Origin of the sequence: Bariatricus sp. SGI.154 (assembly GCF_050313795.1) — a bacterium.
Lineage (GTDB): Bacteria > Bacillota > Clostridia > Lachnospirales > Lachnospiraceae > CAMBRQ01.
The window spans coordinates 78,480-104,047 of the sequence record NZ_JBNPMC010000003.1 but is presented as its reverse complement, the minus strand read 5'-3'; the positions used below and the strand labels follow the sequence as shown (position 1 = coordinate 104,047).

26 protein-coding genes are annotated in these 25,568 nt (G+C 45.3%); 2 read left to right on the top strand and 24 right to left on the bottom strand.

Going from position 1 to position 25,568, the window contains the following annotated elements:
• Positions 1–90: 90 nt before the first annotated feature.
• From sigK to mtaB, 9 genes are all read right to left on the bottom strand, one after another.
• Positions 91–660, bottom strand: coding sequence for an RNA polymerase sporulation sigma factor SigK (gene sigK, locus ACQRBN_RS03185; protein WP_427737506.1), 570 nt, complete (start codon positions 658–660; stop codon positions 91–93).
• A 136-nt stretch (positions 661–796) separates the two neighbouring features.
• Positions 797–2,023, bottom strand: a complete 1,227-nt coding sequence (locus ACQRBN_RS03180; RefSeq protein WP_427737555.1) for a peptidase U32 family protein — start codon at positions 2,021–2,023, stop codon at positions 797–799.
• A gap of 24 nt (positions 2,024–2,047) precedes the next feature.
• The gene (locus ACQRBN_RS03175) at positions 2,048–2,689 is read right to left on the bottom strand and encodes an O-methyltransferase (RefSeq protein WP_427737505.1); all 642 of its coding nucleotides are present in this window, start codon (positions 2,687–2,689) and stop codon (positions 2,048–2,050) included.
• A gap of 304 nt (positions 2,690–2,993) precedes the next feature.
• A complete protein-coding gene (locus ACQRBN_RS03170; protein WP_427737504.1) occupies positions 2,994–4,661 on the bottom strand; it encodes a ribonuclease J in 1,668 nt (555 codons plus the stop codon).
• 39 nt (positions 4,662–4,700) lie between these two features.
• Complete coding sequence (locus ACQRBN_RS03165) at positions 4,701–5,144, bottom strand: Fur family transcriptional regulator (RefSeq protein ID WP_427737503.1); 444 nt, start codon at positions 5,142–5,144, stop codon at positions 4,701–4,703.
• Positions 5,145–5,150: 6 nt separating this feature from the next.
• On the bottom strand, positions 5,151–5,411 hold the full coding sequence (locus ACQRBN_RS03160; RefSeq protein ID WP_427737502.1) for a DUF1292 domain-containing protein: 261 nt from the start codon (positions 5,409–5,411) through the stop codon (positions 5,151–5,153).
• 22 nt (positions 5,412–5,433) lie between these two features.
• Positions 5,434–5,868, bottom strand: a complete 435-nt coding sequence (gene ruvX / locus ACQRBN_RS03155) for a Holliday junction resolvase RuvX (RefSeq protein WP_427737501.1) — start codon at positions 5,866–5,868, stop codon at positions 5,434–5,436.
• Positions 5,869–5,873: 5 nt separating this feature from the next.
• Positions 5,874–6,137 (bottom strand): IreB family regulatory phosphoprotein, encoded by a 264-nt coding sequence (locus ACQRBN_RS03150; RefSeq protein ID WP_427737500.1) that lies wholly within the window; start codon positions 6,135–6,137, stop codon positions 5,874–5,876.
• A gap of 57 nt (positions 6,138–6,194) precedes the next feature.
• The gene (gene mtaB / locus ACQRBN_RS03145; RefSeq protein ID WP_427737499.1) at positions 6,195–7,538 is read right to left on the bottom strand and encodes a tRNA (N(6)-L-threonylcarbamoyladenosine(37)-C(2))-methylthiotransferase MtaB; all 1,344 of its coding nucleotides are present in this window, start codon (positions 7,536–7,538) and stop codon (positions 6,195–6,197) included.
• A gap of 145 nt (positions 7,539–7,683) precedes the next feature.
• Here mtaB and ACQRBN_RS03140 point away from each other — a divergent pair, with 145 nt between their 5' ends.
• Positions 7,684–7,920: an HPr family phosphocarrier protein gene (locus ACQRBN_RS03140; RefSeq protein WP_427737497.1), complete on the top strand. Its 237-nt coding sequence runs from the start codon at positions 7,684–7,686 to the stop codon at positions 7,918–7,920.
• 90 nt (positions 7,921–8,010) lie between these two features.
• Here the strand turns inward: ACQRBN_RS03140 and thiI are convergent, their stop codons facing one another.
• The 12 genes from thiI to ACQRBN_RS03080 all read right to left on the bottom strand — a co-directional run bounded on the left by thiI (position 8,011) and on the right by ACQRBN_RS03080 (position 20,200).
• Positions 8,011–9,192, bottom strand: a complete 1,182-nt coding sequence (gene thiI, locus ACQRBN_RS03135; protein WP_427737496.1) for a tRNA uracil 4-sulfurtransferase ThiI — start codon at positions 9,190–9,192, stop codon at positions 8,011–8,013.
• 111 nt (positions 9,193–9,303) lie between these two features.
• Positions 9,304–10,461: a cysteine desulfurase family protein gene (locus ACQRBN_RS03130; protein WP_427737495.1), complete on the bottom strand. Its 1,158-nt coding sequence runs from the start codon at positions 10,459–10,461 to the stop codon at positions 9,304–9,306.
• Between the two features lie 46 nt (positions 10,462–10,507).
• The gene (locus ACQRBN_RS03125; RefSeq protein ID WP_427737494.1) at positions 10,508–11,245 is read right to left on the bottom strand and encodes a 16S rRNA (uracil(1498)-N(3))-methyltransferase; all 738 of its coding nucleotides are present in this window, start codon (positions 11,243–11,245) and stop codon (positions 10,508–10,510) included.
• Between the two features lie 61 nt (positions 11,246–11,306).
• Positions 11,307–12,263, bottom strand: coding sequence for a 50S ribosomal protein L11 methyltransferase (gene prmA / locus ACQRBN_RS03120; protein WP_427737493.1), 957 nt, complete (start codon positions 12,261–12,263; stop codon positions 11,307–11,309).
• A 20-nt stretch (positions 12,264–12,283) separates the two neighbouring features.
• On the bottom strand, positions 12,284–12,856 hold the full coding sequence (locus tag ACQRBN_RS03115; protein WP_427737491.1) for a manganese efflux pump MntP family protein: 573 nt from the start codon (positions 12,854–12,856) through the stop codon (positions 12,284–12,286).
• 329 nt (positions 12,857–13,185) lie between these two features.
• Complete coding sequence (gene aroE, locus ACQRBN_RS03110) at positions 13,186–14,121, bottom strand: shikimate dehydrogenase (RefSeq protein ID WP_427737490.1); 936 nt, start codon at positions 14,119–14,121, stop codon at positions 13,186–13,188.
• Positions 14,122–14,268: 147 nt separating this feature from the next.
• Positions 14,269–15,234, bottom strand: a complete 966-nt coding sequence (add, locus tag ACQRBN_RS03105) for an adenosine deaminase (protein ID WP_427737489.1) — start codon at positions 15,232–15,234, stop codon at positions 14,269–14,271.
• Positions 15,231–15,578 (bottom strand): arsenate reductase family protein, encoded by a 348-nt coding sequence (locus ACQRBN_RS03100; RefSeq protein WP_427737488.1) that lies wholly within the window; start codon positions 15,576–15,578, stop codon positions 15,231–15,233. Before ACQRBN_RS03100 ends, add begins: the two co-directional genes overlap by 4 nt.
• Positions 15,579–15,613: 35 nt before the next feature.
• Positions 15,614–17,116 carry an ATP-binding protein gene (locus tag ACQRBN_RS03095; protein WP_427737487.1) on the bottom strand — a complete coding sequence of 501 codons (1,503 nt, stop codon included), beginning with the start codon at positions 17,114–17,116 and terminating at the stop codon, positions 15,614–15,616.
• Between the two features lie 88 nt (positions 17,117–17,204).
• Positions 17,205–18,509: a vWA domain-containing protein gene (locus tag ACQRBN_RS03090; RefSeq protein ID WP_427737486.1), complete on the bottom strand. Its 1,305-nt coding sequence runs from the start codon at positions 18,507–18,509 to the stop codon at positions 17,205–17,207.
• 40 nt (positions 18,510–18,549) lie between these two features.
• Positions 18,550–19,581 (bottom strand): leucine-rich repeat protein, encoded by a 1,032-nt coding sequence (locus ACQRBN_RS03085; RefSeq protein ID WP_427737485.1) that lies wholly within the window; start codon positions 19,579–19,581, stop codon positions 18,550–18,552.
• Between the two features lie 7 nt (positions 19,582–19,588).
• Positions 19,589–20,200 carry a YdcF family protein gene (locus ACQRBN_RS03080; protein ID WP_427737484.1) on the bottom strand — a complete coding sequence of 204 codons (612 nt, stop codon included), beginning with the start codon at positions 20,198–20,200 and terminating at the stop codon, positions 19,589–19,591.
• Positions 20,201–20,408: 208 nt separating this feature from the next.
• Here ACQRBN_RS03080 and pdaA point away from each other — a divergent pair, with 208 nt between their 5' ends.
• Positions 20,409–21,326 carry a delta-lactam-biosynthetic de-N-acetylase gene (gene pdaA / locus ACQRBN_RS03075; protein ID WP_427737483.1) on the top strand — a complete coding sequence of 306 codons (918 nt, stop codon included), beginning with the start codon at positions 20,409–20,411 and terminating at the stop codon, positions 21,324–21,326.
• 358 nt (positions 21,327–21,684) lie between these two features.
• Here the strand turns inward: pdaA and ACQRBN_RS03070 are convergent, their stop codons facing one another.
• From ACQRBN_RS03070 to ACQRBN_RS03060, 3 genes are all read right to left on the bottom strand, one after another.
• Positions 21,685–22,002: a hypothetical protein gene (locus ACQRBN_RS03070; RefSeq protein ID WP_427737482.1), complete on the bottom strand. Its 318-nt coding sequence runs from the start codon at positions 22,000–22,002 to the stop codon at positions 21,685–21,687.
• A gap of 52 nt (positions 22,003–22,054) precedes the next feature.
• Positions 22,055–23,881 carry a glutamine--fructose-6-phosphate transaminase (isomerizing) gene (gene glmS, locus ACQRBN_RS03065; RefSeq protein WP_427737481.1) on the bottom strand — a complete coding sequence of 609 codons (1,827 nt, stop codon included), beginning with the start codon at positions 23,879–23,881 and terminating at the stop codon, positions 22,055–22,057.
• A 134-nt stretch (positions 23,882–24,015) separates the two neighbouring features.
• Positions 24,016–25,539 carry a cohesin domain-containing protein gene (locus tag ACQRBN_RS03060; RefSeq protein WP_427737480.1) on the bottom strand — a complete coding sequence of 508 codons (1,524 nt, stop codon included), beginning with the start codon at positions 25,537–25,539 and terminating at the stop codon, positions 24,016–24,018.
• Positions 25,540–25,568 lie beyond the last annotated feature (29 nt).

Below are 25,568 nucleotides of genomic sequence, written 5' to 3'. Positions count from 1 at the left end.
TTATCTTATCCCAATACCATAGGAATGTCAACTGCTTTTGACTGATTATCGCTTTACAATTTTCGACATTTATGTATTCTTGCGCTGGTACTAAAAATACCCGCGCAATTTTTCTATAGCACTTTTTTCAATTCTTGAAACATAAGAACGAGAGATGCCTAACTCTTTAGCAATCTCCCGCTGTGTATATTCTTCTTCGTTATACAAACCATACCGCATCTTAAGCACCAGTCGTTCTCTCGGAGATAGTTCTGATTCCACCTTATGATACAACATCCGAATATCATCGCTTAATTCCACCTTCTTATGGGCGTCATCCTCCTCCGTTTCGATAATATCGAATAACTGGATTTCATTCCCTTCCCGGTCCGTTCCGATCGGTTCATATAGGGATATCTCTTTTGAAGACTTCTTCTTCGCCCGAAGGTACATCAAGACTTCGTTTTCTATACACCGAGCAGCATAGGTTCCAAGCCTGACACATTTGTCCGGATTGAATGTGACCACTGCCTTAATCAGTCCGATAGTTCCTATGGACAATAGATCCTCTGTATCTTCTTCGAATGACTGGTATTTCTTCACGATATGTGCAACGAGGCGCAGATTCCGTTCTATCAGAATATGTTTTGCTTCAAGATCACCCTCCGTATATTTTTGCATATAATATCGTTCTTCCGTGGCTGTGAGGGGTTGGGGAAATGATTTCAAGAGAAGCACCTCTAAGCGTATTTGATATAGTTTATGTTAGAGAACTGTTTTTTGTGCTTTTCCTAAAAAAATTGATGGCGGAGTATTCCTACTCCGCCCGTCTCAGGATATCGTAACGTTCAGCTTTGCCGTCCAGGTCTACGTACAGTACCTGCTTTGGATGAGGGGCGCTTTCCTGGGCGCTGCCTTCTTCATCTACGATTCTTTTAACACTTACTTCAATGTTTCTACCGTCTGGCTTCATGATCTCTATGGTCTCGCCAACTGAGAACTTGTTTCTCTGTTCAATGCGGTACATGCCGTCTTTTTCTCCGCCGATGATTCCAAGATAGGTGTATTCTTTGACATAAGTATTGCTGTCGTAGATCTGGCTTTCATCGCTTGGCTTGCCAAAATAGAAGCCGGTGGTGAACTGGCGGTAAGTACAATTGGAGATCTGATCCAAATACCATGGCATATTTGCCTGATATTTCTGTGGGTCCTCCAGATAGTCGTCTATGGCTTTGCGGTAGGTTCTGGCTACGGTCGCTACATAGAGTGCCGTCTTCATACGGCCTTCAATCTTGAAACTATCGATTCCGGCATCGATCATCTCCGGGATGTGCTCAATCATACACAGATCCTTGGAGTTGAAGATATAGGTGCCGCGTTCATTTTCATAGACTGGCATATACTCGCCCGGTCTTGTCTCCTCAACTACCGCATACTTCCAGCGGCATGGGTGGGTGCATGCCCCCTGGTTCGCATCTCTTCCGGTAAAGAAGTTGCTCAAAAGACATCTGCCGGAATAGGAGATGCACATTGCTCCATGGATAAAACTTTCTATCTCCATCTCTTCCGGAATCTTTTCCCGGATCTCTTTAATCTCTTTTAATGACAATTCCCTGGCTGATACCACACGCTTGGCTCCCTGCTTCCACCAGAAACGATAGGTGCCATAATTGGTATTATTCGCCTGAGTACTGACATGACGCTCAATCTCAGGACAGATTTCTTTCGCCAGTTCGAAAATCGCCGGGTCCGCAATGATCAAAGCATCCGGTCCGATTTCTTTCAATTCTTTCAGGTACTCTTCTACACCTTCCAGATCGCTGTTATGCGCCAGAATATTCACCGTCACGTGGACTCTCGCACCATGTTCATGAGCAAATGCAATTCCTTCCCGCATATCCTCCATCGAAAAATTCTTCGCCTTGGCACGCAGACCAAAGGCCTCGCCACCGATATATACTGCATCTGCGCCAAATATAACCGCTGTCTTCAACACTTCCAGGCTGCTTGCCGGGATGAGTAATTCCGGGCGTTTCTTGTTCATCATTCCAATCTCCTTTTTTAGATCTCACTTTTTTACACTAAGTGCAACCCCATCGCCCAACGGCAGAATCGAGGTCTGCAACTGGTCATTATGCTTCAGTTCATACAGATATTCCCGCATCCGGCTATGGATGGTGCGATTACGCCTTTCAACCGCAAACCGGGATTCGATAACATCTCCGTCCTGCAAGACATTATCCGACATCAGCACACCGCCTTCTGAGAGCAAACGAATCGCCTCCGGCAGATAATGAATATACTGCCCCTTCGCAGCATCCATAAAAATCAGATCATAAGGACCTTCTAAGTTCTTCATGACTTCAAGGGCATCCCCTTCCATCAATGTAATCTGATTCTCCCTTCCCGCGCGTTTAAAATTCTCTCTCGCAATCGGGATTCTCTTTTCATACTTCTCAATTGTTGTAATCTTTCCATTCTCCGGCATATACTCACTCATCAAAATTGCTGAAAAGCCAACTGCCGTTCCCACTTCCAGAATCCGTAAAGGCTTCTTGATCATGAGCAGGACCTTTAAAAAACTCTGAGTCTCCTTACGGATAATCGGCACATAAGTTTCCAGTGCCTCCTGCTCAATCTGTTCAATTATGGGACTGTTGGGCAATTCCAACGAATGGATATATGTAACCATTCTCTCATCTACAATCATGGGGACTCCTTCTTTGTTAAAAACGTTGGCGACCGGCGGGAGGGGAGGCAGGGAGATGTATAAGGGTGGTTTGGTGTCCGTGGAACGAGCCTTACTATCAGTTGCAGAAAAAAGCGTGAGAATTGAGTACGATGATTTGGTTTCAAACCAAATCATCGAGGACAGCTGAACCGAGAAATTATCAAAATTTCTCGGTGAATCTGTCCGGTTACTCAATTCTCATGCTTTTTTATGCTACGGATAGTTGGCGAAGAGACCCGGATACCAAATCATCCTTATGCATCTCCCTCGCCGTCCACTCCAACTACACATCCATAATAATCGGCAATATCATCGGTTTCCTCTTCGTCTTTTTCCAGATATATTCATTCATGGTATCGCGGATCACCATCTTGATCTTGCTCCAGTCAGCATTCCTCTGGTGCATCAGGCAGTCTTCCACTGCATCCGTCAGGATGTTGCGCGCTTCTTCCATCAGCCCTTCGGACTCTCTTACATAGACGAATCCACGAGATACGATATCTGGTCCTGCCAGTAACTGATTCGTGCCTTTTTCCAAGGTCAGCACAACAATCAAGATACCATCCTCTGCCAGATGCTGTCTGTCACGAAGCACGATATTCCCAACATCTCCGACACCAAGACCATCTACCAGAATGGTTCCTGTGTGTACCTTATCTACAACCTTCGCCTCTTTATCACTTAACTCCAAAACATCACCGGATTGCAGGATGAATACATTCTCTTTCGGAATTCCAAGAGAGGTTGCAATACCTGCATTCGCCTTCAGATGACGGTACTCGCCATGTACCGGAATGGCATATTTCGGTTTCACCAGAGAGTAGATCAGTTTTAACTCCTCCTGGCATGCATGACCGGATACATGGGCATCTGAGAAGATGACATTCGCCCCCTTCGCGGATAATTCGTTGATTACCCTGGATACAGACTTCTCATTTCCCGGAATCGGATTGGAACTGAATATTACAGTATCTCCAGGCATGATCGTTACTTTCTTATGCACGTCTGCTGCCATACGGGATAAAGCCGCCATAGATTCTCCCTGACTTCCCGTGGTGATCAAGGCAGTCTTCTCCGGCGGATAGTTCTTCAACTGGTCGATCTCGACCAACGTCTTGTCCGGCACATTCAGATACCCTAATTCCTGGGCAACCTGAATGATATTCACCATGCTTCGTCCTTCGACTACAACCTTACGGCCGTATTTGCACGCAGAGTTGATAATCTGCTGCACGCGGTCTACATTGGACGCGAACGTTGCAATAATGATTCTGGTATTCTGATGCTCTGCAAAGATATGGTCAAAAGTGATTCCAACCGTACGCTCAGACTGGGTGAATCCCTTTCTCTCAGCATTAGTACTGTCTGACATCAATGCCAGAACGCCCTTCTTTCCAATCTCAGCAAAACGCTGCAGATCGATCGCATCACCGAATACCGGCGTATAGTCTACTTTAAAGTCTCCGGTGTGTACAACAATGCCGGCCGGAGAGTAGATCGCCAGCGCCGCCGCATCCTGGATACTGTGATTCGTCTTAATGAATTCGATCCTGAACTGTCCAAGATTGATGGACTGTCCATGCTTTACTACTTTTCTTCTGGTACTGCGAAGCAGGTTATGCTCCGTCAATTTCCGCTCGATAATACCCATGGTAAGTTTTGTCGCATAGATCGGAAGATTCATCTCCCTTAACACATAGGACAGAGCGCCAATATGATCCTCATGTCCGTGAGTGATTACAAAACCTTTCACTTTCTGAATATTGTCTTTAAGATACGTTACATCCGGAATTACAAGATCAATTCCAAGCATATCGTCTTCCGGGAATGCCAAACCGCAGTCCACGACAATAATACTGTCTTCATATTCGAAGGCAGTAATGTTCATTCCGATCTTCTCCAGTCCTCCGAGCGGAATGATACGCAATTTTCCGTTGTTTTCTTTTTTCAAATTTACACCTCCACGTGTTTCTCCGTACTATTCTTGCCTCTACTGGCAGTCCTTGCATTGTCCGTAGAACTTTAATTCGTGGTCTGACACGCGGAATCCCGTCTCCTGCTCAATACGACGCTCCAGATCATCCAGGAGGTCCTCTTCAAACGGAACTACTTTTCCACATGTTTTGCATATCAGATGGTGATGATGATGCTTTGTTTCCCCGTCAAATAAATCGCTAATCTCATAGCGCAGGCATCCATCATCCAGATTGATCCGATCCACCAATTGCATTTCCCGTAACAATTGCACCGTCCGGTAAATGGTAGCCAGTCCGATCTCCGGATAGTCTTCCTTTACCAGTTCATAGATGTCTTCCGCAGTCATATGCTTATCACGATGATCTGCGAGCACTTCTAATACAAGCAACCGTTGATTGGTTACTTTAAGACCCTTCTCTTTCAGCATTTCTTTAAATTTCTCTTTACTGATAGACATAGTATATTACCTTTCAATTTCAACATCTTCGAGCAGTTCTTCAAATACCTTCGAAATCGCTGTAAGTTCTACATCATCTTCCACAATCTCATACACACTGTCAGATGATGTTTCTTCTGATGTATCCTTTAGAATCAGACATTCTGCATCGTCTTCTTCAGAATCCGTGACCAGAATATAAGACACACCATTCACCTTCGTCTGCTCCAGCACAAAAAAATCTACTTCTTCCTGTATTTCCTCAGACATGAATTTAATCTTTTCCATATATACACCTCAAGAATGATTCCTACAATACACTGTTCATATGAATCGAGTCCAAATATCCCTGCAATATAAAAACTGCCGCAATCTTATCAATATACTTCTTGCGGTCTTCTCTTCTTACCTTATTCTCAATTAAAGTCCGTTCTGCTTCTACCGTAGTCAGCCGCTCGTCCCACATCACGACTTCAAGGCCGGTCCTTCTAGCCAGCATCTTCCCAAACTCTATCGATTTTTCCGCTCGATCCCCAATGTCATTGTTCATATGCTTCGGAAGGCCAAGCACAATCCGCTCTACCTGATACTCTTCGATCAACGCTTCGATTCTTGCACAGGTCTTCCGCAGCTTGTTCTCGTCCTTTCGGCAAATTGTCTCTATTCCCTGGGCAGTAATTCCCAGAGGATCACTGATTGCAACGCCTACGGTCTTAGAGCCGTAGTCCAGTCCCATGATTCTCATAGAAATTATACCCACTTATTATGCTCAATATACGTCTTGAGCATCTCTTCTACTAATTCATCCCGTTCCATCTTCATAATCAGGCTTCTTGCGCCATCATAACTTGTAATGTATGTCGGGTCTCCTGACATAATATATCCTACAATCTGATTCACCGGATTGTATCCTTTTTGGCGCAATGCTTTGTACACAATCTCAAGTATATCTTTTGCTTGAATTTGTGGACCGCTTTCTACCTGGAAAAACTGGGTGCTGCTTAAATCTTTCATATACTCACGTCCTCCAAAAATACTTCATTGTTATTCTAACCTATTGCAACTGAAAATTCAATGCATTATTTGCAAACGGCTCTCAATTTCTACATTTATTAACTGATTTATTAAATTTTCCGACTTTTTTCGTCCAATCTTAACATATTCTTTTGTATGTCCCACCAGATACTTCTCTCCATGATGCAGAACCTCTTCTTCCATCAGCACTTCCTGCGTTGTTCCAATCAGCGCTTCTTCGTATGCCGCCTGTTTTCTCCTGCTAAGTTCCAGCAGTTCATTACTTCGCTCTGTCTTAACGTGATCCGGCACCTGATTCTCCATCACGGCTGCTTTCGTTCCCGCGCGCTTCGAATATTTGAACACATGCGTCTCATAAAAATTCACCTTGTCCACGAATGCCTTCGACTGCGCGAATTCTTCTTCTGTCTCTCCCGGGAATCCTACAATCACATCCGTCGTCAGCGCCGGATTATGGAAATATTTCCTCAAAAGTTCGCATTTCTCATAATATTCCTCGGATGTGTAACGACGGTTCATCCGCTTAAGTGTAGCATCGCATCCACTTTGCAAAGAAAGATGGAAATGCGGGCACATCTTCGGGAGCCCTGCGATCGTCCGCGCAAATTCTTCGGTAATGATCCTTGGCTCCAATGATCCAAGACGGATTCTCCTGATTCCTTCCACATCATGAATGGCAAGAATCAGATTCAGAAGCGTATCACCCGTATCTATACCATAGGAACTCAAGTGGATTCCGGTTAACACTACCTCTTTATATCCATTCGCCGCAAGCTGGCGGACTTCATCCAGCACGCCGTCCCGGCTTCGGCTTCTGACACGTCCTCTGGCATAAGGAATAATACAGTAAGAACAGAACTGGTTGCATCCATCCTGTACTTTGATGTACGCGCGAGTGTGTTCTGCCGTTCTGCTTAAGTTCAATTCTTCGTACTCTTTTGTATGATTAATATCCAGAACCGCTTTCTGTACATTTCTCTTATTCTTTTCGTCCGGCACTGTTCTTTCATGCTCCGCTTCCGGCATTTCTTCCGAACGCTGAGACGTTTCATACTCTTCTAATATCTGAACAATATCTTTCTTCCGGTTGTTGCCTACCACAATATCAATACATTCATCCACTTCCTCCGGCTTCGCCTGCACATAACAGCCACAGGCTATCACGATTGCTTTCGGATTCATCTTCCTCGCACGATGCAGCATCTGTCTGGACTTACGGTCTGCCATATTGGTCACCGTGCAGGTATTGATAATATAGATATCTGCACCTTCTTTAAAAGGTACGATCTCATAGCCCTGCTCTTCTAACAGTTCCTGCATTGCCTCTGTCTCATACGCATTCACTTTACAGCCCAGATTATGTAATGCTACTTTCTTCATATCCTTCTCTATCCCTTTCTATGCAAGTTGTTAAAATAATTCTTCCATTTCTTTTCGATTCTTTGGCAATTTATTCCTTGACTTTTATACTGCTTGCTCTTAAGATGTTTATAGAACATGAAAAGACAACAAGGAGGTATTTCCAATGAAAACAGTTAAGATTTCTTTGAATTCTATCGACAAGGTAAAATCTTTTGTAAATGATATCACAAAATTTGATTATGATTTTGATTTAGTATCCGGAAGGTATGTCATTGACGCAAAGTCTATTATGGGTATCTTCAGCCTGGATCTTTCCAAAGCGATTGATCTGAACATTCACGCTGATAATGCTGAGATCGATACAATTCTCGAGACATTGGCACCATATATGTGCGAATAGAATCGAAGAGACATTTCCTAATGTGAGATGAAAGCAAAAAACCGGACTTTTTATGAGGTCCGGTCTTTTTATGCTTTCTGACGCTTGCTTTTATTTCACCTCAATAATCTCTACCGTATCGATTGCTTCCTGCACCAACTGGTCAATCTTCTCACTTAACTTCTCCTCCGAACGCCGGATCACCTCTACATTCGGCTTGGTAACCGGATGCTTTGCCACGAAGATCGTACAGCAATCCTCAAATGGCTGGATAGACGTCTCATAAGTATCAATCTTCTCCGAGATATCCACGATCTCCTGCTTGTCGAATCCGATCACCGGACGATACACCGGCATCGTACATACATCATTGGTTGCCGCCAGGCTCTGCATGGTCTGACTTGCCACCTGTCCGATACTCTCCCCGGTAATCAGCCCCAGACAACCGTCTTTCTTCGCAAAATGCTCTGCGATCCGCATCATATACCGTCTCATGATGATTGTCAGTTCATCATGTGGACACTGATCGTAGATATACAACTGTATATCTGTAAAATTCACCACATGCAGTTTGATCGGTCCTGAATATCTGGATACGATTCTTGCCAGATCCACAACCTTCTGTTTTGCACGTTCACTGGTATACGGTGGCGCATGGAAATAAGTCGCCTCAATACTGACGCCTCTCTTGGAGATCATGTATCCTGCTACCGGGCTGTCGATACCGCCGGACAGAAGAAGCATCGCGCTTCCATTGGTTCCCACCGGCATTCCGCCTGCTCCCGGAATAATCTGGGAATAGACATAGATTTCATTTCTCACTTCCACATTCAGCATCACATCCGGATGGTGAACATCCACCTTCGTCTCTGGGAATGCTTCCAATATCGCTTCGCCCAGATCACAGTTGATCTCCATAGAATTCTTCGGATAGGACTTCCTTGCACGTCTGGACTCCACCTTGAATGTCAGGTTCTTGTCCGGATACATCTCATCCATGTATGCAACTACATCTTTCTTCAACTGTTCAAACCCCTGATCCTCCATACGGACAACCGGGCAGATTCCCACCAGACCGAACACTCTCTTCAGGTGCTCTACTGTATCCTCATAATCATAGTCTCCTTCACAGTCTACATAGATTCTTGCCTGTGACTTATGCACCTGGAACTGGCCGTCCACATCTTTCAGGGCGAACCGTACCTGTCTGACGAGCGCATCTTCAAACAGATATCGGTTCTTTCCTTTAATTCCTATCTCTCCGTACTTTAACAAAAATGTATGAAATCTCATCTTCTATTCTCCTACTTTATGCATCCTGAAACTTTATCATTGTCTTAACTTTACCGCATCGCAATCATGGGATATCTAATGCTGCGATATCTAATACTGTAATATCTACGTTTAATGTCTCGTATATTTTCTCAACATCGGAACTATATTATATAAGGTATCCAGCGTATAGTCAATCTCTTCCAAGGTTGTAAATTCTGACATACTGAACCGGAGAGTCGCATCCAGGAATTCCTGCTTGGCTCCGATTCCCTTCAACACACCGCTGACCTGCGGGTGATTGGATGAACATGCAGAACCGGAAGATACATAGACCCCTTTTTCTTCCAACGCATGCAGCAGTACTTCGCTTCGGATTCCTGCGAATCCCACACTGATAATATGCGGTGCGGAAGTCTCGTCATACAGACCGTGAATCGTCGTATTCTCAATCTGGCTGACACCATCAATAAAATGCTGTTTCAACTGCCGCATTCCTGCTACTTTTTCATCCAGATCCTGATAGATTGTCTTTGCCGCCAGAGACAACCCTGCAATTCCCGGGACATTTTCCGTACCGGACCGGATATTCTTCTGCTGCTCTCCGCCAAACACGATCGGCTTGATCTTTACGTGTTCACCAATATACAATGCTCCAATCCCCTTTGGTCCGTGGATCTTATGGCCGCTGATGGAACACATATCTACTTTTAACTTCTTCGGATAGATCCGGTACTTGCCGAATCCCTGGACTGCATCCACATGGAACAGGATATTCTTGTTGTATGCCTTCACAATACTTGCTGCTTCCTGAATCGGCTGGACAGAGCCAACCTCATTATTCACATACATCACAGATACGAGAATGGTATCCTCGCACAGCGCTTCTTTCAATGCATCTAACTTAATTCTGCCATAGCGGTCGACCGGAAGATACGTAACCCTGAAGCCCTGTTCCTCCAGATAACGCATTGTGTTAATGATCGCCGGATGCTCGATCGATGATGTAATCAGATGGTTGCCTGCCCGGTGATTCGCACGAGCCGCACCAATCAATGCCAGATTGTCACTCTCTGTTCCGCCGGAGGTGAAGAAGATCTCCTTCTCCTGAACTTTCCAGATCTTCGCAAGCGTCTCTTTTGCTTCTTTTATATATTTCTCCGCCGCAACGCCTTTGGCGTGCATGGAGGATGGATTGCCATAATCTTCACACATTACCTTTTTAACAAGTTCCCCAACACTTTCATAAGCCTGGGTCGTTGCCGAATTATCTAAATATACTTCTTTCATTGATTCCACTTCCTGCTTTTTATTTTCTTACTACTAGATTATGTTCTTACCCTTCCAAATGGAACATTAAGACGGATAATGTAGTAAGTCCAGCCGTCTCTGTCCGAAGAATCCTCTTACCAAGAGTGATTGCCTTTGCCCCATATTCCATAGCCAGTTCCACTTCTTCTTTCTCGAACCCGCCTTCCGGACCGATGAAGATTCCCACAGATTGTCCAGGTCGGATGGCTTCTATCACTTTCCTGGTCTCTTCCATACCTTCGGCTAATTCATACGGAATCAGCACTACATCCAGCCCTTCTGCACACTTCAAAGCTTCTTTATAAGACATCACGCGTGCCACTTCCGGAATTACTCCGCGTCCAGCCTGCTTTGCCGCACTTTCTGCAATCTGCTGCCACCGTTCCACCTTCTTAGCTGCTTTCTTCTCATCCAGTTTTACCACGGCACGCTTCGTTGCTACCGGCACAATCTGACAGGCGCCAAGTTCTACTGCTTTCTGTACAATAAGTTCCATCTTATCTTGCTTCGGCAATCCCTGAAACAGATAGATGCACGAAGGAAGTTCCGTATCCACAGGCAATTCCTCCAAGATCTCTAATACGGCAATTCCCTCTTCATATCCTTCGACGGCACACCGATACTGAAGATTGTTCCCATCACTTACCACAAGTTCCTCGCCAATCCGCATCCTGAGAACATTCTTCATATGGTTCACATCAGAACCTTCAATATAGATCTTCTTCTCTTTCACCTGCGAAGGCGTCACAAAAAAATGCTGCATCTTCCTGACTCCTCATCCTTTACTGATTCATTCTTTATAGGCAGTACTATGTTTGGCTGTATCATTCGTTCTTTCTTGCGGTTACGGACACCCATTCTCCCTGATGATTCACTTCCAGCACTTCCAGTCCTGCCGCTTCTACTGCTTCTACCACAACCTTTTCCTTATCATCAATGATGCCGCTGGTGATATAGATTCCACCTTTCTTCATCTGATGAATAATCACAGGAGTCAGCGGTACCAGCACATCAGCCAGAATATTGGCTGCCACGATATCGTATTTCTCATAGCCAGCCTTGTCCTGGATCTCCTTGTCATCAATAATATTGCCGATCATGACTTCATACTGATCCTTTCGGATTCCATTTACTTCCATATTCTCATGGGTGGCATCGATTGCACAAGGGTCAAGGTCTGTTCCAACTGAATGCTTTGCGCCGAACTTAAGGGCAAGCATTCCCAAAATGCCGCTTCCGCATCCCACATCCAGGATCTCCGTATCTTCGGTTACATATTTCTTTAACTGGCGGATACACAACTGCGTCGTCTCGTGCATACCTGTACCAAACGCTGTGCCAGGATCAATATGAATGACCAGTTTATCACTGTCTTTCGCCTCTACCTTCTCCCAGGATGGGATGATTAAGATATCGTCAATATAAAACTGATGAAAATACTGCTTCCAGTTATTCACCCAGTCCACATCCTCTGTCTGGGATTCCTCAATGATACATTCTCCCACATCCAGGAACTTGCGCATCTCTTCCAGTTCTTGTCTCACTCTCAAAAGAATAGGCGCCTTATCCTCATCTTCATCCAGATAGAAAGTCAGATAAGCCTTGCCATCATCATCCGGTATATCCGGCAAAATGTCAACAAACATCTGCTCCTTATCTTCCTGTGTTAATGGGATCTTATCTTCAATCTGTACTCCCTGTATCCCTAAGTCCATCAACATACTGCTGACAATATCTTCTGCCTCTGTCGTTGTTGTCAAACGAAACTGATTCCACTTCATCGTCCTACTCCTCACTTTTTCTAGATTGCAATGATCCCCAGATGCGAAAGCAGAATCTTACATCCCATAAGAATCAGGATAATTCCCCCTGCAATCTCTGCCTTTGCCTGGTATTTTGTTCCGAATATATTGCCTATTTTAACACCTGCGACGGATAAAGTAAATGTAATCACGCCAATAAAACTTACCGCAGGCACAATATCTACCTGCAAAAAGGCAAATGTCACGCCAACTGCAAGTGCATCGATACTGGTTGCCACTGCCAATCCCAGCATCGTCTTCACATCCAGAGACTCATCCGCCCCTTCGCACTCATCCGCATCACCAACTGCTTCCCTGATCATATTCGCACCAATGATTCCAAGCAGAATGAATGCAATCCAGTGGTCAATAGAAGTGATAATATCCTTAAACTGTACTCCTAATATATAACCCACCAATGGCATGATTGCCTGAAACGCTCCAAAATACAATCCAACAAGTCCTGCCTTGCTCCACGTACACCGCTTCATCGCAAGGCCCTTACAGACAGACACCGCGAAAGCATCCATTGATAATCCTACCGCAATTAAGAATAATTCTACCAAACTCATGATTCTTCTCTCCTATTTTGCTCTCAAAGTATTTTTGACATTCCTAACCAAAGGAGGTCTTTTTGTGATTCTTAAGACTCTATCTCATACACCTGCAGGATCTGCCATCGACAGTTCCCTTTGGATGCTTTCGCAAAAAAAGACCTATCCGTGGCTTGTCCACGGATAAGTCTCATCATTTAAAGTCATGCCAGATGCAGATGCATCAGTATGTTGACAAAACTACGCAAAATGCGCCAACTACTCCCTTACCGTAATTGTTATTATATGGATTCTACGCAGGACTGTCAACCAAAACCTGATATTTTTTATCACTTTCTTACAATATATTAGTACGGCACATTCTCCGCAATATCCTGAAGCGGCTCTACACCTTCCGCTTCTCTTTTTGCGAGGAATGCTTTCAATTCCTGTGCCGGCATATCAAGTCCGGAAAATAACTTGAAAGCGCCTGCGCCCTGCCAGAGCAGCATCCCCTTACCGCCGATGACATTCTCTTCTTTGCAGCCATTCGCCACTGCATCGCTCATCAGCTTTGTTACCAGCGGATTGTAGATAATATCATAGACTACCAGATTCTCATGGAACGCAGTCATATCCGTTACCAGAGATACTCCTTCCATCACCGGACGCATTCCAACAGAAGTTCCATTGATCAGCACGTCCGCTTTGCGAATCATATCATGCATCAGCTCCGATTCAGAGATCAGGTGGTATTCCATCTTGCACGGCACACCGTCATTCATCATATTTTCACCGATCCTTCTTGCTTTCTCTAATCCTTCGGCACTGCGATTGAACACTGTCACCGACTTCGCCCCATCCAGCGCACACTGTACCATGATCGCTGTTGCAGCGCCTCCGGCACCCAAAAGTACAATATCTTTATCTACGATGGATTTTCCATGATCCTTCAGATCCAGCACAACGCCCATTCCATCCGTGATATGCCCGGTCAGCACACCGTTGTCATTCACGATGGTATTCGCCGCGCCGATGAATTTGGCCGCTGGTGATAATCGATCCATATTGCGGGCCACTTCCTGCTTGCACGGCATGGTAACATTCGCCCCGCGCATATTCAAACGGCGCATGGCCGCCAGCGAATCCTTCACCTGCGACGCATCACAGTCAAATGCCAGATACGCACAGTCAATCCCATAATAATCAAAACAGAAATTATATATAATCGGAGAACCCGAATGCTTGATCGGTGTTCCGAATACTCCCATTAGTCTTGTTTTTCCAGAAATACGTGTGTCCATTTATGTTGTCTTCCTCCTAAATCAGTGAACTCATTGCTTTCTTGCCTTTGGCAATTTCTTATTCTATCACAAAAGGAAGGGTATTTCAATACTTTAACGTATTGCATTACGAAAACATCACGAATCAAGCATAGCACACTCTTGAAATCACAGATCAAATGCTGCAGCCTTCGCATTTTCCTGCAAAAGTCCGGCTTCCGCTTCTGTCAGTCCATAATATTGAAACAGATATTCGAATTCTTTGCCCGCCCAGGTATTCGAAACCGTCATGTTGTCACTATTGATGGTCACTTTGATCCCCTGCTCAAGATATGTTCTTAACGGATAATCCCTGATATCTTCTATGGCTTTCGTCTGAAGATTACTGATCGGACACATCTCTAACACGGTTCCACGTTCTTTTAATTCTCTCATTAACTCTTCATCTTCAATCGCACGGACACCATGGCCGATCCTTACAGCACCGAACTCAAGAGCTTTCCAGATACTTTCAGGCCCGGCGGCTTCTCCGGCATGAATGGTGAATGGGACGCCCAGCCTCTTTGCACAGGTGAATTCTTCTTCATAATCCCCCGTTGGATACAGAGCCTCTGCACCCGCAAGGTCTACGGCTACAACGCCTCTTCCCAGATACTCTGCTGCCAGGCGTACCGTTTCCAGATTGGCCGCATGGGTATCTGCGCCACGCATACAACAGAGAATGGTTCTTAAGACGATTCCATTCCTACTCTCCCTCATAGCGCGCCCAAGTCCTGCAAGCACCGCACGGATAGCCCCTTCCTGGTCTAAGCCTTTCCTTACATGTAAGCCAGGGGCATATCGGATCTCTGCATAGATCAGCCCTTTTGCTTCTAAATCTTTTGCCAGTTCATAGGCGGCAATTTCCAGACAGTTTCCCGTCTGTAACACCAAAAGCGGAAGTTCAAAACATTGCAGGTATTCATTCAGACTCTTACAGTCCATCTGTGCCGTAATATAAGGACACAAGCCTTCTTCTGTATCTGCCGGAAGCGTAATATTCTCTTCCTTTGCCAGGTTCAGGATAGTTCTGGCAGAGAGTGATCCATCCAGATGAAGGTGAAGGTCTATCTGTCCATATGAGGAAGCAATCATATCATCTGCTCCCAATCTTTTTCTTTAAAGCCCGGGCAGACTTTTGTATTCGTCACAAGAATCGGGCGTTTCACAAGCATTCCATCGGAAGCCAACAATTCATACTGCTCTTCTTCAGACATTTCCGGCAGGCGGTCTTTTAATCCCATGTCCCGGTAGATCATGCCGCTGGTGTTAAAGAATCTTTTTAATGGCAGACCACTTCTCTGATGCCACTCCTTTAATTCCTCTTTGGTCGGGTTCTCAAGTTTGATATCTCTTGCCTCAAACTCTGCGCCCTTTTCTTCTAACCATTTCTTCGCCTTCTGGCAAGTACTGCATTTTGGATAATGTACGAATAACATCTCTTATTTCCTCCTCATATAATATTTGTATGGTCTTATTTTAAGGCTGTATTCAGATCCTGTTCAACTTCATCCAGTTCCTTCAGGATCTCCTGCTGCTGTTCGTCGAACAGCAGTTTTTTATTATAGCGGTAGTATTTATCACAATCATTGTCTTTCAGGAACTGGATGCTGTAATAATTGGTATTCAGTTCTGTCACGAAGGCAACCATCTCCTGACTGTCTCCGAACGCATCCTCCATAAAGTCGAATGCATGATCCAGCGCCATCGCAGCCTGTTCTACTGCCTGTTCCCTCAGTTCCGTCTCCTTGCCGAATTCCCGCTTTACAAGGACGAATCCATCCTCCCCTGCCAGATGCTCCTTCTGCACCATCTGCCCATACCGCTCTAAGGTCTGCACCGTCTTCTTCCAGATTCGTTCTTCAATCTTCGTCAGCTGCTCCGCTCTTCTCAAAGCCTCATACTTCTCTTCCACAAGTCGGATCGTTTCCTCCAGATTCAGGCTCTCCTTATACTGCCTTAAGTAATCGTAAATCAGGGTCACATAGCGGTCTTCTACGAAACTTTCTTTGAAGAGTCCTCCAAGCCTTCCAATCAGCATATTCACCACACTGAGCCGCTCATCAAAAGAAGCATACTTAAGCTGTTCCAAAGTCTCCTTACGATAACATCCTTCTATGATCTTCTCCAAGCCATAGTCTTTCTTATATTTCTCATACAATTCCAGATAATTGGCGAAATCCTTTGCTACCTTCCAGTGCTGGAGATACTGATGCACCACTTCCCGATCCGCCTTCTTGCCCAGAATCTCATATGCTTTCAATAACTGGGACAGATCCTCCCATCCCCTGGCAGTCACGAACATCTTGCCATCCACGGTTGTCTCAATCCGGTAGAAATAGTCTCTTCTAATCTCAAGATATGCCAGAATCGCCGGATGAATCTCAACCTGATAAGCATACTCTTTCCAGACCTCATAATTCTCCTCCACATCAATCTTCTTAATACGGTCCAGAGTTACAATGTCAAAATCCCGCACCGACTTATTATATTCCGGCGGATTGCCTGCTGCCACGATCATCCACCCCTCCGGCACTTTCTGATTGCCGAACATCTTACACTGAAGGAACTGGAGCATGGTTGGTGCCAGAGTCTCAGAGACACAGTTAATCTCGTCTATAAAGAGAATTCCTTCCTTTACTCCGGTAGCCTCAATTTTGTCATAGACCGATGCAATGATCTCACTCATGGTATACTCCGTCACCGAATATTCCCTGCCGCCATACATCTTCTTCTGGATAAACGGCAGCCCGATTGCACTCTGCCTGGTATGATGCGTGATTGTATAGGATACCAGCCCTATCTTACACTCCTTGGCAATCTGCTCCATAATCTGCGTCTTTCCGATTCCCGGCGGTCCCATCAGCAGGATTGGGCGCTGGCGGATCGCAGGGATCATATATTCTCCATCGGCATCTTTCTTAAGATATGCCTCAATGGAATCCTTGATTTCTTGTTTTGCCCGTTTTATATTCATGTCCTATCTCCTGTCCTGTTCTTTATTTTCTGATTCTAATAACTATGATTCAGAGATCTCTCTGACTTGATATTCTCTTCGTATCCCTCTATCTTTCCAGGTCTTCCTCCTCTAAGATTAACTTCATCGCCCAGGGAGGAACATCCACATCCTCATAATCTTCTTTCATGAACACAAATGCCGTCGTAAATGGCGGCATCTTCGCCGGATAGATTCCTCTTCCGTCGGTAAAATAAATCAATCCTTTCAGATGATCAAAAGCATGCTGCTCCATCAACTGTTCTACATACGCGAATGCCGGACGGAAATCCGTTCCGCCTTCACCACACAGTTCCAGATCCTCCATATATTCGATCAATTCCTCTTCACTGGTAACCTTCTGGTCCGTCTGCACCTGGTCATCACACTGAATAATGTGAATATTCACCTTCCGAAAGAAACTGTCATTCTCACTAAGAACGCCATAAGTCTCTTCCAGGAACTTTTTCACCAGTTCTCCGGAGCAGGACATGGAAGTATCGATCACAATGGCAAATTCTTCTACCTTCTGCACTTCCTTCCACTCCTGCGGCTCAATCAGAGGCATATTGCCATATAAAGACAAACCATAACTGTAGAACACATAGTCAAAAGAATCCTGATCCACCGCCATCTCTTCTTTCAGCACCGAGAACTTCCGAAGGAACTGACGGTAGTCGAAACGCGCCCGATTCTCCACGCGCACCTGGTCCACCAAGTTTCCCGATTCCGCCGACGATTCCTTGGAGAAGGTCTCCATATCCGTCTCCATCTGCTCACTGATATCCTGCCATTTATTCTCAATCTGATTCTGTTTCTTCTGATCGTCATCGGAAGGCCAGTAACTATGGTCGTCCACCCGGAATTCTGTTTCCAGGCGCATCATCTCAGCCTCGGATAATTCCCATCTGCCAATCTCGCCATAGACCTTCTCTGCCGTCAGCACCTTCATCTCTTTCTTAAGCCTACGATATGTCTCCCGGCGAAGCCAGGAGCGGCTTTTTAACACGCATCTATGCTGCATACTGTCAATCATGGACTCCGTTACGATGTCGCAGGCAAGACTATAGAGCCGTTCTTCCCTTCCATTCTTTCGTACCATATGGCGGAAGATGCCATGCAATACCAGATGAAGATAGATCCGGTTCACCTGTATCCGGTCTTCCCTATATAGTCCGCCCAGATATTGCGGATGATAATAGAGATAGAGTCCATCGGTTCCCATACCATCCGCCCCCTCATCCATAACAAAGAACAGGCTGCTTAGGGCTACATCCATAAACCGCATCTTTAAGTACAATTCGTTCCGGGAGACCATCAGGATCTTACGGCTGACGACATCTAATTTTTCACCGGTTGTTAACTCTGCTGCCATTTCCCTTTCCCCTTACTTATCGTCAATGTATCAAACCATATTACAATTCAAATGTCTTCTTTTTCTTTGGATAGAGACTATGTTTCTCATCCATAAGAAGGCTTAATGCTTCCGTCTTCTTGCCTTCCGTCGCCCTCTGTATTGCATCATTCAAAGCCGCCTCGTTCCAGTAATTCTTATCTGACAAAAAGGCAAGCCCCTCGATGTCCTCCCGCTCAATCAGATAACCGGCCACATCCTCAATATGTGCCGTCATATACTGCTCATATTCTTCCTTGGCCTTCTGCATCAATTGATAGGGATACCGCAGACGATTCAGCACCAGTTCTGCCGCAACCCAAGGCTTTTCTTCTGCCACTGTACGAAACAGCAGTTCATCATATTTTTTATAATCTAATTTTCTATCATAAAAACACTGCCGGTAATATCCTCCCGCTCCATGATGCTGGGTAAATAAAATCCTTGCCGGCGTGTTCTCCACCGCCTCTTCATAATGCTCTGGGAATAACACCTGCGCAGTTACCACCTCTTCCTGTCCCGATGCATCCTCTCCATAATAATGAAGCCTTGCCCGGATTGCAAAACGCATCTCGTCCACAATGGACTTAAGGCAGCATCTCTCACCACGGAAGAAATATAGTTCTACCTCTGACAGATTGCATCCTGTCAGCGCACCTCCTCCGATATCCAGAAGGCTGTCTGTCAGGATCAGTTTCCTTAAGTTCCTGCACCGATAGAATGCATACCTTCCAATCTCCGTCACCTCAAAAGGAAGCCAGACTTCCGTCACCTGCGTACCGCAGATTCTCTGCATGTCTCCTCCAAAGCCTGCATTCTCATTCTTCCACACCAGCACATCTTCCTCTTCCTGGTTCTCGGCAAATGCATACGGGGCTATCTCCGTCACTGGTCTTCCCGCAATCTCATCCGGCAGAACCACTTGTCCATCGGTACCATAACAGCCAGTGATCATAATTCCCTGCTTTGTATTCTTGTAATGAATCTCAGGACAGATCTGTCCTGCTGTCTTTTTCCATATCGTTTCTTTCCCTATCGTCTTTTTCCACATCATCTTCGGATTAATAATATCCTTTCCACATATTTACATACATATGCAGATTCGTCTGAATGTGCAGGCGAATCGTCTCCTTCATGCTCTGCCCCTTAGGTGCATCCGATGCTGCCATCACATAACGCATGCCGCTTTGTCTGGCATAATGGTCTGCTTTTCGCAGATGCCAGCTGTTCGTTACAACCACACAATCCTTGAATCCACAGTGGCGCATCATCCTGGTAGAATACACCAGATTATGATAGGTGCTGACCGCCTGCTTCTCTTCCAGGATATATTCCTCCGACACGCCAAGTTCTATGGCATAACGCTTCATCGCTTCCGCTTCTATGTATTCATTATGTACAGCTGCGCCGGACATGATCAGATATTGCACCTTTTTCTCCTTCCACAGTTCCACCGCCTTCTCTACTCTGGCCTTCAGCATGTCTGACGGCACACCGTCCTCTCCTACCTGGCATCCGCAGACGATGGCACAGTCATAACGATCCTGCTCCCAGCGTTTCTTAGGACAGCGAAACATCATGCAGAATAACAGGCCATTCACAGCCAGGAAGCCGGAGGCAATCCAGTTTAATTTAGATACGTATTTCCTTAACTTAGATATATGCTTCTTCATTCGTTACTCCTTATACGATACACTCTTTTCTTCATGATCTCTTGGCATCTATATCTTCATGTATTTTACACTCTTTTAACTGCCATTTCAAGAAGATGGACTAATATCGTATATCTTCCAGATCAGCAAGCAGTAACTTCGCACCTTCTTCTCATGATATTACAAAACCAACATATACATATGGTAAACAAAGCAAACGGAGTATCTTATGCTATCCAAAAATAATCTTGTCAAACTGGCGGGAATTCTGCTTTTACTGACCGCATCTTTCTTCGGAGGACAATTAGTAGCATCCCGATTCGCACCGCAGAGCCCATCTTCTACAAGTGAAACTCTCTCTACTGACGGTTCATCTGCCAACTCATCTGGCAACGTATCTGACAGTTCAGCCGAAAGTCCATCTGACAGTTCGTCTGCCAGTTCCTCTGCCATTGCATCAGCCGCCGAGAACTGGGGACTTAGTTTTCAGGAAGATGGGCAGCCACCCGTAGCGAATGCCACATTCGACGAACTGAAAGCCTATAACGCCTACTATGCTGAAGATACTGACGAAAAAGTTCTCTACCTGACCTTCGACTGCGGATATGAAAACGGCAACACTGAGCCTATCCTGGATGCTTTAAAGAAACATCATGCACCAGCCACCTTCTTTGTCGTCGGAACCTTCATCTCTTCCGAACCCGAACTCATAAAAAGAATGCACGATGAGGGTCATATCGTAGGCAACCACACCTACCATCATCCAGATATGTCCCAGATCTCGACGAAAGAAGCATTTGAGAAGGAATTAAAGGATGTGGAGGACCTCTATACCGAGATTACCGGAGAATCCATGACCAAGTACTACCGTCCGCCACAGGGCAAGTACAGCACCGAGAACCTACAAATGGCAAAAGATCTGGGATACCAGACCTTCTTCTGGAGCCTTGCCTATGTTGACTGGTATCAGGATGACCAGCCTTCTAAGGCAGAAGCATTCGACAAACTCCTTGGGCGGATTCACCCCGGGGCAATCGTTCTCCTGCATAGCACATCCAGTACAAATGCACAGATTCTGGATGAACTGTTGGGGAAATGGGAAGAGATGGGGTATCGTTTTCGGGCGTTGGATGAGTTGGGAATTTAGTGTAGAAAAGTAGACTCTTGGAAAGCGTACGGCGAAGCAGAAGCGGATGGCTGGCTCTGAGGCCGGGGCGTTTCGTTAACAAGGTGTAAGCGTGAGAATCCCCGTAGATTGGCAACCGAGTACACTCACTCCGAAATCTTGATGATTTCGCAGTTCGGGTACTCTTTCGTCTTTGACGTGAAGTCAAAGGCTCATGCCAATCTACGGGGATTCTCACGCTAACGCCTTGTAACACTTACTTGACGCTCTCAGAGCCACCCATCTTCTTCTGCTTCACCTGACATCTCCGGAATCTCAGAGTTTTCTCTGCTGGGAGGATTCCTGGCGAAGGATGCGCGTGGAACTGTGTTGACAGGGATCAACCGCCATTTCCTACCAATACCATTCCCCCCTTGCACCCCGTCAGGAATCCCCACAGTTCATGAAGAGTTACACATAAGAATGACAGGCAGAGAGGGGCAGTATGGGCATTCAGATCCGTAGAAGAGCCGTACAAGCCGTTAGTGAAAAAAAGGTCTGAAATCAGGATGAATTCTGTGCCACACGCACAGAATTCAAGAATGTCTGAGCCGGAGAAATCTTTCAGATTTGTCCGGCGATTACATTCGATTCCTGATTCCAGACCTCTTTTGAACTTACGGATTGTAGACGATTGGAGTCGGATCTGAATGCCCATACTGCTCCTCTCTGCCGTACGCTCCACATATACTCTTCAAGAACTCAATTCCCTATTCCACTGTAACAGATTTCGCCAGGTTCCTCGGCTTATCTACATCGCATCCACGCCCTACTGCGATATAATATCCAAAGAGCTGCAACGGAATAATCGCCAGTGAATTCGTAAAATACTTATTCGTCTCCGGAATGTAGATTACATAATCCGCCGCACGCTCCACATCCGTATTGCCTTCAACAGTTACCGCCATTACGAATGCTCCTCGAGTCCGCACTTCTTCCATATTACTGATCATCTTCTTATAGAGATCCTTCTGCGTCAGCACTGCCGCAACCAAGGTACCTTCTTCCACCAGGGAAATGGTTCCATGTTTCAACTCTCCTGCCGCATAAGCCTCAGAATGGATATAGGAGATCTCTTTTAACTTCAGAGAACCTTCCATCGAGATCGCATGGTCAATCCCTCTTCCGATGAAGAATACATCTCTTGCTGCCAGATAACGGTTCGCGAACTTCTGGATCCTCCCTTTATTATTCAACATCATCTCAACCTGGGACGGGAGTGCTTTCAGATCTTCCAGCATCTCCGCTAATCCGGCATCATCCAGATGTCCCCTCACATACGCGAACTTCATCGCCAGAAGATACATCGCGATCAACTGTGCAGAGTATGCTTTCGTGGTAGCAACCGCAATCTCCGGTCCCGCCCAGGTATACATTACATTGTCTGCCTCTCTTGCGATAGAACTTCCCACTACATTCACGACACCAAGAACTCGCGCGCCTAACCGCTTCGATTCCCGCAGTGCTGCAAGCGTATCGGCCGTCTCGCCAGACTGGCTGATAACAATTACCAATGTATTCTCATCCAGGATCGGACTTCGGTAACGGAATTCAGATGCCATATCCACTTCTACAGGAACACGCGCCAGCCCTTCGAAGATATATTTGCTGGTATGACCAACATGAGCCGCAGAACCACAGGCTACAATCATAATCTTCTGAATCTTTCGGATCTCCTCGTCCGTCATCCCAAGTTCTTCAATGACGATCTTCCCGTCTTTGATTCGCGGAGAGAATGTATCCGTAATAGCCTTCGGCTGCTCATACATCTCCTTCAGCATGAAATGCTCATAGCCGCCTTTTTCCGCCGCATTCACATCCCATTCAATTCTGGTGGACTCTTTCTCAATCGGTTCCTCGTCCACGTTAAAGAACTCCATAGACTCCTCTGTCATGCGAACGATCTCTTCATTTTCAATAAAAAAAACATCTCTGGTATATCTAAGAACTGCCGGTACATCCGAAGCAATGATATTGCCTCCATTCGTATGACCAACAATCAGCGGACTATCCTTACGTACCGCATATAATTCATTCGGATGATCCTTGAAAATAATTCCCAATGCATAAGAACCTTCCATACGATGCATGATCTTCGTCACAGCCTGAAGCGGATTTCCCTTATAGTAATAATCCAGAAGATGGGCGATGATCTCTGTGTCCGTCTCAGATACGAACTCATATCCATGCTTCTCTAATTTCTTCTTTAACTTCAGGTAATTCTCAATAATACCATTATGTACTACTACGATACTATGATCTTTATTAAAATGAGGATGGGCATTCACATCCGATGGTGAACCATGGGTTGCCCATCTCGTGTGACCGATACCAAGCGTTCCTGGGAGAGTTGCTCCATCGTGAGTCATCTCGCTTAATACCTTAAGCCTTCCTTTTGATTTCACCATCTCAACCTTCTCACCGTTATATACAGCAATACCTGCTGAATCATACCCTCTGTACTCCAGCTTAGATAAGCCGTCCAAGAGGATTGGCGCTGCCTGCTGGTTTCCGATATATCCTACAATTCCACACATATCTCTACTCCTTGTATTACCCTTGTATTTGTACAAACTACCGTTTTTTTTGCACTTTTAACCTGTATTGTATCAAATCCAGGCGCAAATGTAAAATAAAAGAGGAATGTAATTCACATTCCTCTTCGAACTCATTAATCCAAATCAATAAAGTCAACCTTAAATGTATCATCCGGTTCCATGTGACTACGCTTCTTCTGTGGCTGCGTACTCAAAAGTTCATCCAGATCATCAATCATCTCTTCCGGCTCATCTTCATTGTCATAACCATAATCTTCTTCGTAATCATCCTCGTCATAATCATCGAAGTCTTCTTCATCATAATCGTCAAAGTCGTCGAAATCATCTTCATCCACAAGGCTCATGGTCTTTGCAGGAACTCTTACAGCCGGTTCGCTCTTATCCTGTCCTGCTGCCGTCTTCTTCCCTTTGCCGGACGCTGCTTTCTCTGCCTTCGTTGATTTTGCTGATTTCTTCCCCTTTGCCGGTGCTTCTTCTTCATCTAGATCGATTCCATACTCATCATACAGATCATCTAATTCCAGATTACGATGGCGAAGTTTCACACCTACTACAATCAATACAATCAGCAACAACAACAGAATAATCGCACCAATAATCACAGCGATATCCAGAAAATCTTCAATAAACTGGAGAATCTTTCCCCAGATTCCTTTTGGTGATGATTTCTTCTCTGTCTCCGTCTGTACCGCCTGCTGAATGAATCTCTGATAGGTCTTATCCACCGTATCGTATTGATACAGAGCCTTCTGCCCATCCGTATTCAATGCATAGACAATATAATACTCAGCATTTGTAGTATCCTGCCATGCAGTGAATTCTTTTCCGTTCAGAGTAAGGGTTGTTTCCTGATACTGATTCGGAAGTTTTACAGAACCATCATTTCTCAGCATTACAAGATAACGATCTGCCGCAATCTCTACTTCTTCAAACGGAGCGAACGTACCTTCATCACTATTATATAGGAAGAAATCTGCTTCTCCGCCGGTAGTAGGAGTCAGATACATCGCAGACTCACCACTTGCCGCCTGGGTTACCACCTGACAGTTTGTACCCTCGAATGTCATCTCACCTCTTTCGAATCCGTTCGGAATCACTGCATCTGAGAAATCATTCGTAATCACATACTGAGTACCATCCACATCCACCTGTGGTCCTTCTCCGACCGGAGCAGTATCTCCTTCTTCTTCGCTCGTGATCAAGGAAGGATCGCCAGGACCAATCGTAACCGCAGAGCTTCCTTTTGTTATCTGCAGTGCCGATCCAGATGCATCCGTACCGGATGCCTGTGATATCTCAACCTTTGCCGTACCTTCCTCTAACGCCTGGAACTTAAGCACGAAATCCATACTTGTCCCACTTCCGCTGCCAGATAAAGTAATCGTTCCATCTCCACCAGATGCACTATCTCCACTTATGAACCTCAGCATACTGGAATCATAAGTCAGTGTTGCATCCAAAGACTGAAGATTAGAAGATGATGATAACTTTGCTGTCACCTCTACCTCTGCCCCTACTGTTGTTGAAGGGTCTGTAAAACGTAATTCCGCAGATGCCGCATTCGCAATCATGGATATGCATGGAGTCAGCACACATATCAGCAAAAATGAAGCAAGTGCCTTTTTAATTCTTCTCATGTAATCTACCTCGTTTTCTTTATACTCCG